This is a genomic window from uncultured Tateyamaria sp., from assembly GCF_947504105.1.
Taxonomy (GTDB): domain Bacteria; phylum Pseudomonadota; class Alphaproteobacteria; order Rhodobacterales; family Rhodobacteraceae; genus Tateyamaria.
The window spans coordinates 1-10,855 of record NZ_CANNGP010000076.1; the positions used below are offsets into that span (position 1 = coordinate 1).

At 54.3% G+C, this 10,855-nt stretch carries 12 protein-coding genes; 7 read left to right on the plus strand and 5 right to left on the minus strand.

Annotated features, from left to right (window positions below):
* A partial coding sequence (locus Q1A75_RS22550) for a hypothetical protein (RefSeq protein ID WP_299593145.1) occupies positions 1 to 410 on the plus strand: 410 nt, incomplete at its 5' end.
* Positions 411 to 514: 104 nt separating this feature from the next.
* Here Q1A75_RS22550 and Q1A75_RS22555 read toward each other — a convergent pair.
* The 4 genes from Q1A75_RS22555 to Q1A75_RS24335 all read right to left on the minus strand — a co-directional run bounded on the left by Q1A75_RS22555 (position 515) and on the right by Q1A75_RS24335 (position 2,489).
* Complete coding sequence (locus Q1A75_RS22555; protein ID WP_299551118.1) at positions 515 to 1,063, minus strand: GNAT family N-acetyltransferase; 549 nt, start codon at positions 1,061 to 1,063, stop codon at positions 515 to 517.
* Positions 1,053 to 1,367, minus strand: coding sequence for a DUF1778 domain-containing protein (locus Q1A75_RS22560; RefSeq protein ID WP_299551115.1), 315 nt, complete (start codon positions 1,365 to 1,367; stop codon positions 1,053 to 1,055). Before Q1A75_RS22560 ends, Q1A75_RS22555 begins: the two co-directional genes overlap by 11 nt.
* A 118-nt stretch (positions 1,368 to 1,485) precedes the next feature.
* A complete protein-coding gene (locus Q1A75_RS22565) occupies positions 1,486 to 2,085 on the minus strand; it encodes an ImmA/IrrE family metallo-endopeptidase (protein WP_299551112.1) in 600 nt (199 codons plus the stop codon).
* Between the two features lie 17 nt (positions 2,086 to 2,102).
* Positions 2,103 to 2,489: a transposase gene (locus Q1A75_RS24335; protein WP_366142228.1), complete on the minus strand. Its 387-nt coding sequence runs from the start codon at positions 2,487 to 2,489 to the stop codon at positions 2,103 to 2,105.
* A 479-nt stretch (positions 2,490 to 2,968) separates the two neighbouring features.
* Between Q1A75_RS24335 and Q1A75_RS22570 the strand changes: the two genes are divergently transcribed.
* The 3 genes from Q1A75_RS22570 (at position 2,969) to Q1A75_RS22580 (ending at position 6,249) form a co-directional block, all read left to right on the plus strand.
* Positions 2,969 to 4,894, plus strand: coding sequence for an NAD(P)/FAD-dependent oxidoreductase (locus Q1A75_RS22570; protein ID WP_299641343.1), 1,926 nt, complete (start codon positions 2,969 to 2,971; stop codon positions 4,892 to 4,894).
* Positions 4,895 to 5,157: 263 nt separating this feature from the next.
* The gene (locus Q1A75_RS22575; protein ID WP_299551107.1) at positions 5,158 to 5,391 is read left to right on the plus strand and encodes a replication initiation protein RepC; all 234 of its coding nucleotides are present in this window, start codon (positions 5,158 to 5,160) and stop codon (positions 5,389 to 5,391) included.
* Positions 5,392 to 5,448: 57 nt separating this feature from the next.
* Positions 5,449 to 6,249, plus strand: coding sequence for a DUF3800 domain-containing protein (locus tag Q1A75_RS22580; RefSeq protein WP_299551104.1), 801 nt, complete (start codon positions 5,449 to 5,451; stop codon positions 6,247 to 6,249).
* Between the two features lie 533 nt (positions 6,250 to 6,782).
* On the opposite strand, the gene Q1A75_RS22585 is transcribed toward Q1A75_RS22580, so the two are convergent.
* Entirely contained in the window at positions 6,783 to 7,718 is a 936-nt protein-coding gene (locus tag Q1A75_RS22585; RefSeq protein WP_299551100.1) for an SOS response-associated peptidase, read from the minus strand.
* 827 nt (positions 7,719 to 8,545) lie between these two features.
* Between Q1A75_RS22585 and Q1A75_RS22590 the strand changes: the two genes are divergently transcribed.
* From Q1A75_RS22590 to bioB, 3 genes are all read left to right on the plus strand, one after another.
* Positions 8,546 to 9,148 carry a GntR family transcriptional regulator gene (locus Q1A75_RS22590; protein ID WP_299556072.1) on the plus strand — a complete coding sequence of 201 codons (603 nt, stop codon included), beginning with the start codon at positions 8,546 to 8,548 and terminating at the stop codon, positions 9,146 to 9,148.
* Positions 9,149 to 9,226: 78 nt separating this feature from the next.
* Complete coding sequence (locus tag Q1A75_RS22595; RefSeq protein WP_299556074.1) at positions 9,227 to 9,784, plus strand: biotin transporter BioY; 558 nt, start codon at positions 9,227 to 9,229, stop codon at positions 9,782 to 9,784.
* 3 nt (positions 9,785 to 9,787) lie between these two features.
* The gene (gene bioB, locus Q1A75_RS22600) at positions 9,788 to 10,744 is read left to right on the plus strand and encodes a biotin synthase BioB (RefSeq protein WP_299556076.1); all 957 of its coding nucleotides are present in this window, start codon (positions 9,788 to 9,790) and stop codon (positions 10,742 to 10,744) included.
* Positions 10,745 to 10,855: the final 111 nt, after the last annotated feature.

The following is a 10,855-nucleotide window of genomic DNA, read 5'->3' on the forward strand; positions in this document are numbered from 1 at the left end:
GTTTCTTCATTCTGGATCGTCACTTTCATCATGCGATCCACCTTAACGACCGGTCCGAAATTCCGCGACCACCTCTGTTTGAAACGACAGGCATCTTTGGTGATCGAAATCGCCCAATTTCTGACTGGTGCAAGCTCCTTCGTGGTCTCGCCCATCTCGCTGATGGCAAAGGAAGTTTGTCAATCCTTCCAAGTGATGATGAGGCGTACCGGCTGCCGACAGTCGCCCGGCTAAATGGTCCCGATATCGACGACCTGCCAAAGCTACGAGACTTTCTTGAGGGCTGGCAACGGCTGACGAAAATGGCCGGAACAACGGCTCCTGCGTCCTTCACCATTGACGACGCAAAGAACTGTTTAGACGCACAGATGGCCGTCGGTCTCCTGCTCGACCCCAATCCTGTTTTCTGAAAAGTGCTACTCAAAATCACTCCTATCATCACTTTAGCCGCGTTTGCCCTGTCCATTGCTTTCAGATACGAGACTGGTTGATGTATGCTTCTCTTCTGCAACAATCAGCCGGCGAGTTCCCGTGCCGTCTGAACAGGCATGAAAAGCCGAAGAGGTTGATCGGGAAGAGGAAGGAACCCAAAAGCTTCATAGTACTTTTTTCGGCGTGCGACAGTCTCGGCATCGCCGTCATCGAAGACGTCCAAAATGATGACACAGGTTCCAATCTCATCGGACACGCGGGCAATTCGGCTCAGAGCATCTGCGACCAGAGCACTACCGATGCCATTTCCTTGCTGGGATTCATCAACTCCGATCATCGCAATGAAAGCTGCTGGCAGCATACCGTGTTTGCCTGCCTTTTTCTTGTAGGGCTCCGGCATGTCTCTGATATCGGCTGCATGCATATTGATGCCATAAAAACCGACGATATTGCTATTTTCGTCAACAACTACCCAAACGCGCACAACATCCGCCTTACTGCCCTTCTTTGCAGTCAGTTTCAGGTAGTTGTCGATTTGCGGAACGCCACAAGAAAAAGCCGCTCGATCGTGGGTCTTTGGATCGAACGGCTGAATTGTAAACGGTGGTTGATCTTCGGTCTTACTCGGCATTCGCAATGAGTTTCTTGCGCAATGCAAAAGCGTCGACCAAACGCTTCGTTGGTTTGGGCGGATTATCCAAAGCGTCGAAAAACGCTTTCCTGTCCGCCTCACTCTCAATCACCGTTACCTTGTGCGCTTCAATCGTCGATTGAGCAGCATTGTAGGCCGCATTTACGACAAAAGAGCTGACATCAACACCGTTCAGCGTCGCTGCGCGGTTGATTGTGTCCTTCACGGAAGGCTGTGTACGGGCTTCCAGGCGAGCGCTTTTGGGCTCGTCGACCGCCACCGTGGTGTCTTCAAACGCCAACATTGTAGTCTCCTTTCAGCTTCAGGCTCGATTTGATCAAGCCGCTAGGTTGTTCTCTTGCTGCATTATGTACGGGATATAGGCGTACATGTCAAGTGTACGGGAGTGCGCCGTACAAAACTCACGCGCTCTGTAACATGTCCCGAACTGTATTGCGTTCGATAAGTCGCGAGAATTTTTTGTAGTCTGAATTTTCCTTCTGCCAACGCCCTGCGACAATCGACACATGAACGCCTGCTTCTTCACCTGCTTTTTCGATCTCTTCGGTCCGCGCGAACTTCTTCTTACAAACCTTAGCAAACTTTGATGGAACCAAGCTGTTTTTCGCGAGTGAATCTGCCTCAGCTTCGATCTGATCGTCTGTCTCTATGTCTAACTCGTCAAAGAAGACATGGTCAGTCGAAGAAAGAATGTCGAAGTGCTTTGCCAGATGGGACAGCTCGTGAAGAAGCGTGAACCAGAAATTGTCGATCCTGTCGTGGCGTAAAGTTAGACCGATCACAGGAGTCTTTCCTTTGAGCAGCATCACGGCACCATCTAAAAACGTGCCTGGCAGCAACGGAAAAATGACCACAATGATGCTATGCTTGGACAATTCGTTGATTGCTCTGAGTGGCCCTTGGGGGTGTGTGCTCAGCTGTGCAATGGATCTCAAAAACTGTTTGTTTATCGCTGCCTTTGAGAACTCGCCAATGGGTGGGTTTCGAGATGCCTTTGTCAAAACAGCTCCCTGCCAGATTAACAGGGCATTCTGATCGGTCTTTCCACTTGCTCGTTGTGTCCGTGTCTTTCTGTTAAGTGTCGGAACAAATTGTGGCCCGAAGGCATCGAAAGTGCCTGATTGGCGTGGCGCGCATCAACACAGATGACTGGCACATCCCGGTGCCGCAGCTCTCGCCACAACCACGGCGTCGTCGCGCCTGTCTCGACAGCAACGCGCTGGCAATTCGGGGCGTGCTGCTCAAGGCACTCAGCGATGGTGGCCGGTTCAGATGGGACAGCGCCTTGGAAAAGGGTCTTGCCGTCGCCGCACAAGACACAAACATGCGTTTCTGCCAAGGATACATCAAGGCCAACATAGGTCATCGATTCATCGGTTGCGGTCATGTTCTCAGGTCTCCTCATACGAGTTCCAACGAGCCCAACAGTAGACACAAAGGCGAAGGACCGTTGTTACTCCATGTTACCCGCATGGGCCGAGACTCTGGCCCCTGAACGACCATGTGGCCGCGGCGCGCGCTGGCTCAGAGAGACAGGGGGCGGCGCACCTGGGCCACAGGGAGGGCAGGGGGTAGAGGCTCGGGGCGGAGGCCGCCTGCCGGCCGAAGCCTAGAGTATCCGTTATGCGTCAAGCAAAAAAGTGGCGAAAAAATGCCGCAATCAGCTCTTGCCAGCAAGACGCCGTTGCAAGCTATGAAAGAATGGTACAAACTCAACCTAAGGCTGTTCAAAAAGCAGCGCTACTACCTTTCAGGGTGGAACACTTAGAATAATGCTCTGCTAAAGGTTATCTGTGGCGGAGAAAGCTGTTCCCTCGCAAGGGATGTTTCGACGCGACCAAGATCGTTGGCGGACAAAAAAGCGGCCACAAGCGCCAGCTGGCTTTGAAAAGTGATAAAATGACTACTGCAAATATTCTAATCGTGGGTACAGGCCCATCGGGGCTAGTCGCGTTGAAAGAAATGCAAGAAGCTGGGCTTGACGCCATAGCTGTCGACAGTCGGTCGTCCTTTGGTGGTGTCTTTGCGCCTGATTCCGGCGTCACGTTCGAGAATCTGCACCTGACGATCTCAAGTATCTTCATGTCGTTCTCGGACTTCCCCGCACCGGATGTCGACAAGGGCGTAAAGTATTGGTCTCAGGACGAGTATTTCGATTACCTAACTCGATATGTCGAACATTTTGGGTTGAAGCAGCATATGCAGCTGGAAACGACTGTCGAAAATGCGCATCTCAACCGGCAGACAGGAAAGTGGGAAGTACGCCTGACAAACCACTCCTATCCAGGCGAGCCGCGGACAACCGACAAGATTTTCGACAAACTGATCGTGGCCACCGGCGCGAATAACAAGCCAAAGATCCCCGAAGAACTCATGCAGTTCAAAGGAGAAATTCTTCATTCCACCGATTACCGCTCTGCCGAGCAAGTGAGAGGCAAGAAAGTGCTGGTTGTGGGGATGGGTGAAGGGAGTGCCGATGTAGCAAGTTCGGCGGCCGAAACCGCCGCTAATGTGACAGTTTGGGGGCGTCGCTACCCAGACTGTGCCCCCCGCTTTGTTGAGCCTTTCCTGAATGATGCTAAATATGACGAATACAAGCATATGGCCCAGCATTACAAACCCAACGGGGTTTTGGAAAGCATAACGATTACCCGGGCCGTTCGTAACCTGCCTCTGGGATTGTGGTCGGTTGCGCTGCAAGGGCTGGTTTCGGATGTGCGCAAAAAACACGGCCCAAATTCCGTGCAAGGTCTGTCTCGTGCGCTTACGGCGCGCGCCTGGGAATCCGACTATTACTCCAGCGATACAAGCATGGTGCCTACGAAGTCGGCGATTACGCTGACAGCAGCAGCCAAGGGGCTTCTGGATATCGTGATTGCCCCTGAAATATCAATTGAAAACAATATGTTGACATTAAGGGACGCAAGCCTGTTCCAGGCAACGGAGGTGCCGAATGAGCAAGAGGCCTATGATCTAGACGTCGATGTCATCGTGGCGTGTACCGGTTTTGACCTGGCCTTTGACTGGATCTCCTGTTCCGAGGGGGACGGTGTCTTGAATACGAACCCGCGCACATGGTTCAAGCACTGCTTCCCAGCAGGTATGGGCGAGCATCTGGCTTTTGTCGGGTTTGCACGCCCACACTCCGGTGGCATTCCGCAATGCGCGGAAATGGTCTCTCGCTACATTGCTCAGCTGCATATAGGCAACTTGAAGCTGCCGACGGATTATGACCAACTCGCTTCGAGTGACGCCGCCGCCGAAAGGACCTGCTTCCACCTAACGCCTGAGTATAACGTATTGGTTGATTACATGGCCTACATGATGTCAGTGGCCAAGCTGATTGGCTGTACGCCAAAGGCGGTCCCCCGGCTAACCAAGCCACTGGATGTCGTCAAGTACTGGACGTTCCCACTGTGGCCCTGTTTCTTCCGGACCCAGGGTGTCGGGGCCAAACCTGATGCGGCTGAAAACGTGTTATCAAAATTTGGGCCATTTGATGCTCTGACACCTATGCCGCTGTTAGCACTGCAACTTCTGTGCGGTATCGTCATGCCGTTCATCAACGGGTCTTCTTGGTTGGTAAATCTGTTGATGCCGCGAAAGAACATGGGCAGGGCCCTTCCTCGCTTGTACAAATGGAGAATGTCGAAAATGTACTTTATGTACCACAACTCTCTGACCTTAAAGGATTTCACCACGGTCTTTACGCAATGGCTCGCGGTGATGTTGATCATTGGGTATCTGATTACCAAGAGCATTTCGTCTGTCATCTTACCGAAAAGGAAACTTCGGCCCGCTGCGGAGTAGCAGCCCCTTACAACGTGCCAGACCGTCGAAATTAGAGTGCAGCAGGCGCGAATGACTTCTGCACCTGCATTTGGCTGGCAAAGTCCTGCATGGCAATGCCATTTCACAAGAAGTGTTCACCGCAGCGGCACCAACCTTTGTCGTCAAGCACGGAGACCCGTTCGCAGAGCAGCGCGAGGCGGCACGGCGACAGGCAGAGGAGGACCAGGTGCGTGCGGAAAAGGACGGGGTTGAGAGGAAGGAGCGCTTGAAATCTCTAGGTGATGGCCCTGCCACAACAGGGGATCAACGTCACAGCCTGGGCGGCAGCTTGCGACCGTATGGGCCGGGTCCCTGCCGCCCTTTGCATCCTGCTTCTCGACGCCAACCGCGACCATCCCACAGCGCCGGTGATGAACCCCGGCGGGGCCTTGCGCGGCATGATCAAAGCCCACAACAGGGGCAAGTTGAACCTCATTGGCAGCCTGATCGGGCTGCACAGGCGGCGTGGGCTATGATGGCTGCGCCGGATATCTCTTTGCTGTGCATACGCAATTTGGCGTAGGTTGTCCGTGATGTCAGAGTTCAGCAAATATGTCGTCTATGTCGACGAGAGTGGTCATTCCAATTGGAAAGCCGCGCCAGAGTACCCGTTGCTCTGCCTCAATTACTGTATGTTCGAGAAGGATCACTACATCGACGAGCTGATCCCGCGTTTCAACCGTTTGAAGTTCAAATATTGGGGCTGTGACAACATCATTTTGCATGAACGAGACCTGCGGAAGTCTGACAAGATTAGAGACCCCGCTGTTCGTTCGAAGTATGAAGGTTTGCATGGTGATCGCAGACGCGCCTTTCTAGATGAGCTGACGCAGTTGATGCGAGACGCCCAGTTCCGATGCTTCTGCGTCGTAATCGACAAGCCCAAAGTGCCCGAATGGCATAAGTCTTACGATCCGTACCACATCTCCCTTTCGAGAGGGTTCCGGCAGATTGAGGACTACCTGAAGGTCCACGACCCAGGCGAATTGGCCAAGGAGCTTCATATCGTTTTTGAGGCACGTGGCCGCGAAGAAGATGAAGCGCTCAGCAAAGCCTACAAGCAGGTATCGGTCCAAGGCTCGCTCTTGGCGCCGGTGTCAACACGCGATTACTCGACTTTTCGGCTTGAGTTGATGGACAAGAAAAGTAATTCGACCGGCCTTCAGATTGCCGACCTAACCGCGCGGCCCATCGGAAATCACTACCTTCATGCAACCGGTCAGCGGTCCCAAACCGATCAACGCGCCATCGAGGTATTGCTTGAAAAACTTCACTTTTGTTCGGGAACAACCTGTGAAATCGGCAAGTATGATGTGTTTCACGAGGGGCTATAAAATTCAAAGGCGAGCCGAGGCCCGCCAATGAACGGACGGTTAGACCATCCCTTTACTGATCCTTATGTAGACGAAAATCGTGAAATATTCAAGAACAGATCGCGCAGTCAGCAACAGGTGTTCCAGCGAGATATGTTGTCCGAAGCCCTTTTTTTCATTGTGTTGGGGGCGTCCAGCACAGCCGCATCAGCTTTAGTCGGCAGGCCGACCGATGCCTGTAGTCTTCGCCCACTCGAGTCAGGATCCTCGCCCGCGCGACCGAACAGATGCCACAAGGAACCCTGAACAGTTCGTCGAAAATGAAATGTAACAGGAGTTATGTGAAATATTCTGGGCATTGGCACTCTTTTTGTCGCCTATGCCTTGTGGGGAAGATCCACCGGGGCCTGCGCCCCGGCTTCACCTTCACGGCCATCGGCCTCCCGGCCTGTACCGTGCTTCTCAGTCTACAGCGCGCGCGAGACAACGGAATCCCACCCAAAAAAAGATGGCGGATAGCCGCTGATCATATCCAATAGAGCTGGTGGGCGGTTTCATGTGTCATCAAGGATCGGATCAGCCTTCACCCCAACACCTTGAAGAACGATACGCATCCCAGCCGCCGGATACGGACGCAGCAGCGCAAGCGCCTGGTCCGGGGTGCCCGTCAGCCATGTCTCATAATCCGACGGATCAAGGATTACCGGCATTCTGCCCCTCGCGTGGATCGGGCGCACCAGTTCATTCGCTTCTGTCGTCACCATCGTGTGTGTCAGCTCATGTGTGCTTTGTGCCCGCAGCTCCTTCTGTTCTCGCCGCCAAAGCCCGGCGATCGCAAAGGGCGGTCGATCTGCCGGCCGATCTGCCGACAAAGCAAACCAGTAATCCGTCGCGGGTTGCCGGCCTTTCGTCTCATTGAAGCTCGATGCAGGGATAAGACACCGACGTTCACGAAAACTGGCGGACCAAAGCCCGCTCTTTTGCAGCTTATCATCGCGTGCGTTGTTCCAAGCTTGCGGAAGGATCGGTTTGCCCGTCTTCTTGGAAAAGTTTGGCGTGAGAAAGCCCCAAGACATCTCGATCAGCTCACGGTTCCCGTCCTCGTCGAGACGGACCACCGGCGCGGGTTTTTTCGGGAAGATTGCGGGCCGAGGTTCCGCATTTCCCAACCTGTCGTTCGATGCGTCTATTTGAAATAGCTGCCGCATTGCGTCGCTAGCCGTCGTATTCGAGTACAAATTACACACGTCTTCAATCTTTCCTTCGGCACAATCATCAATATCAGCCAGGTCACGGGCCGTTGTCGGCCAATCGTCATGCAGGTTAAGACCCCGGATCTGTCGCGCCGCCGCCAAATCATGCCGGTCAAACTTCAATGTCATTTCCCCAAGCATACCGCAATTTTCGCAGGTCAAAGCATGAAGAACAGTTCGCACCCGTCGTTCGACACCGAAGCGGCGCAGCAAACGCGGCCCGGCCAAGCGAACCATACGTCCGCACTCCTGGCACGTGATGAAGGCAATCGCACCCTCGTCAATCAAATCTCGGACGAAAATCGGCATAGTTGGACATAAGAACAAAAATAGAACGTTTGTCACGCGGTTTTCCAACAACACCGTTCGTGCCCCTCCCCGTCGCTTCGCTACTGGGACCGCGCCCTAGGCTTCGGCCGGCAGGCGGCCTCTGCCCCGAGCCTCTGACCCCTACCCTCCCTGTGGCCCAGGTGCGCCGCCCCCTGTCTCTCCGAGCCAGCGCGCGGCGCGGCCACATGGTTGGTCAGAGGCCAGAGTCTCGGCCCATGCGGGTAACGGTCGCTGAGGCGGTCTTGGTTGACATCGAGACGCACCGCCCTGCCCTTTCACCTTCTTGAAATATCTACCGTGTGCTTTCGGTCAACACTTGGCACCAACCATAGCATGGGCAAAGAGCGTGTAGACGCCAAATATCGGAACGCTCTTTGCCCATGCGATTTTCAGCAGAGCGGTCGTTCGTCCTTCGCGCGGCGGATTCAACGAGAGAGCCCACTGCAGAAGTCTTTGATTTTCGCTGCGTGCGCTCGCAGCGCTGATTGTATTGCATGCGCATCATGCGGGGTGCGGCGACGCAGCGTGAGGACCGGTCATTGAGGTCTGTTCCGGTGGGGGACCAGACTGTACGTTAGCAACAGCTGTCATTTGTTACTCTGACGACGAAAACCGGCGGGTTCGACGGTGACTTGACCTTGGCTGTTGGCGAAAAATATGGTCAGCGCAAGACCTATACCGCCGCTGAAAAGAAAGTACTTTGCGGATCACTTAGGCCGGGGTAGATCGCATCCATGCCCGATTTATCAATAAAACCAGCGATTATCGCAGACACTTTGGCCGAAGAGATCATCCGTGGTGATCTCGTTCAGGGCGCGCGACTAGCGCAAGATCATATTGCTGCACGCTTTCAGTGCAGCCATGTTCCAGTTCGTGAAGCGCTTCAGCGACTCGTACAAATGGAACTCGCAACTGCGATCCCACGCAAAGGTGTCAGGGTTTTCAAGCTGTCGGATCAAGATCATGACGAGATTCTTGAGATGCGCCTTTCACTGGAACCGCTCGCATTGCGGCGGGCGGTGACGCGGGCAACGTCTCAAGACTATGCAAATATGGAGGTTTTCCGCCACGCATGTGACAAAGCGGACGATGCGATTTCTTGGGAAAGAGCGAATAGGCTTTTTCATCTGGCAATCCTGCAGCCATGCGACCGGCCAAGGCTTCTCAGTCAAATCGAACAGCTTCAACGGCTGTCCGCTATTCGCTTTCATACGCGTTGGAAGACGACTTGGTCCCGTACATCGGATGCAGATCACAGCGCAATCCTGAAGGCCATCAAGAGAGCGGATGAGAAGGCGGCTTGTGCCATCTTAGTCCGGCACCTGTCGCGGGGTTAATTCTTGATTGTGTATTTATCTATGATATGTAGAAGTGAGTCATCCAATCTACATTTTTATAGATAAAAGTGAAGCCTCATGTCCATCACCACTGCAGAACCTCGCGCCCTCATCTCAAGTTTTCCTATTCGCTTCGCCCTAGCAGTCGGGCTCCTGACCTTATCGGCAAAAATCACCATCCCATTCTATCCGGTGCCAATGACAATGCAGGTTGCTGCAGTCCTGCTGATTGCTGGACTGGGCGGCCTGCGGTTTGGTGCGGCCAGCATCATTGGATACCTCGTTGCTGGCGCATCAGGGATGCCGGTCTTCGCCGGAACACCGGAAAAAGGTATCGGTATTGCCTATATGGTTGGGCCGACCGGTGGCTATCTTTTCGGTTTCCTGCTGGCAGCAAGCCTGGTTGGATGGGTTGTTGATCGGTTCGGATCGAAATCTGCACCGCTAGTGATGACTGCCGGTCTAGTACTTATCTATGCCGCCGGGCTGATCTGGCTCGCACAGTTTGTTCCGACGGACAAATTGTTGGAATTTGGCCTTGCCCCTTTCCTGCTTGGTGATGTGATGAAAGTCGCCCTGGCCGCGATCCTAACACTGATCGCACCCGTTACCCTCAAGCGCTGGATCAAAGGCTGAATCGTGCTTGACCAAACAGAAACAGTGGTCGCGAAACTGAGCGACCGCGCCGAAACACTCCTGCGTAGCACGCTGCTGACATTGCTACATCAAGCTGCAGAAGTGCATCGTGCGCACCACGATGTTGAAGACATCCAGAAGGCCAGCCTGCTGAGCATCAAAACCGGGGGCTGTCCGGAGGACTGCGCCTATTGCCCGCAGTCGGCCCACCACAAGGAAGTCGGCCTGCAGAAAGAGCACTTCATGGACCCCGACACGGTGGTCCAACTTGCCGCGCGCGCGAAGGAGGCCGGGGCGGAGCGGTTCTGCATGGGTGCCGCCTGGCGCAAGGTACGGGATGGCAAGGAATTCGATGCCGTCCTTGAAATGATCCGTGGTGTCCGTGCGCTCGACATGGAGGCATGTGTCACACTCGGCATGCTTGATCGCCATCAAGCCCAGGCGCTCGCTGACGCGGGCCTGTCGGCCTATAATCACAACCTTGATACGGGTCCAGAGTTCTACAGCGAAATCATCGGCACCCGCACCTATCGCGACAGGTTGGAGACGCTTAATCACGTGCGGGCAACAGGTGTGGATATCTGCTGTGGGGGCATCATCGGCATGGGCGAAAGCCTGCGTGACCGGGCAGAATTGCTTGGTGTTCTTGCCAGCTTCGACCCTGTTCCGGAAAGCGTACCGATCAACGCGCTGATCCCGGTTCCGGGCACACCACTGGGTCATCTACCCCGCACGCGCCCCCCTGAAATGATGCGCATGGTGGCAACCGCCCGGATTTTGATGCCGAACGCGCGGATCAGGCTGTCAGCTGGCCGTGACGGCTTCTCGGTCAGCGACCAGTTGCTGTGTTTCATAGCGGGCGCAAACTCCATATTCTACGGGGATATTCTGCTCACCGCGCCCAATAGCGGCCTTTCTCTGGATGACATCTTGTTCGAAACTCTGGGGGAAATTGTCTAGAAGGCATTGTATTGGGTTGGTGCATTTATCATTGAGAGGTGGTCGCGGAATTTCGGACCGGTCGTTAAGGTGGATCGCATGATGAAAGTGACGATCCAGAATGAAGAAACG

Excerpts from the sequence above, each read along its gene's own strand:
- Q1A75_RS24335 (WP_366142228.1), bottom strand. The coding sequence starts at position 2,489 with ATGAGGAGACCTGAGAACATGACCGCAACCGATGAATCGATGACCTAT.
- Q1A75_RS22590 (WP_299556072.1), top strand. The coding sequence starts at position 8,546 with ATGCCCGATTTATCAATAAAACCAGCGATTATCGCAGACACTTTGGCC.
- Q1A75_RS22595 (WP_299556074.1), top strand. The coding sequence starts at position 9,227 with ATGTCCATCACCACTGCAGAACCTCGCGCCCTCATCTCAAGTTTTCCT.
- Q1A75_RS22560 (WP_299551115.1), bottom strand. The coding sequence starts at position 1,367 with ATGTTGGCGTTTGAAGACACCACGGTGGCGGTCGACGAGCCCAAAAGC.
- Q1A75_RS22580 (WP_299551104.1), top strand. The coding sequence starts at position 5,449 with ATGTCAGAGTTCAGCAAATATGTCGTCTATGTCGACGAGAGTGGTCAT.
- Q1A75_RS22575 (WP_299551107.1), top strand. The coding sequence starts at position 5,158 with ATGGCCCTGCCACAACAGGGGATCAACGTCACAGCCTGGGCGGCAGCT.
- Q1A75_RS22585 (WP_299551100.1), bottom strand. The coding sequence starts at position 7,718 with ATGGTTCGCTTGGCCGGGCCGCGTTTGCTGCGCCGCTTCGGTGTCGAA.
- Q1A75_RS22555 (WP_299551118.1), bottom strand. The coding sequence starts at position 1,063 with ATGCCGAGTAAGACCGAAGATCAACCACCGTTTACAATTCAGCCGTTC.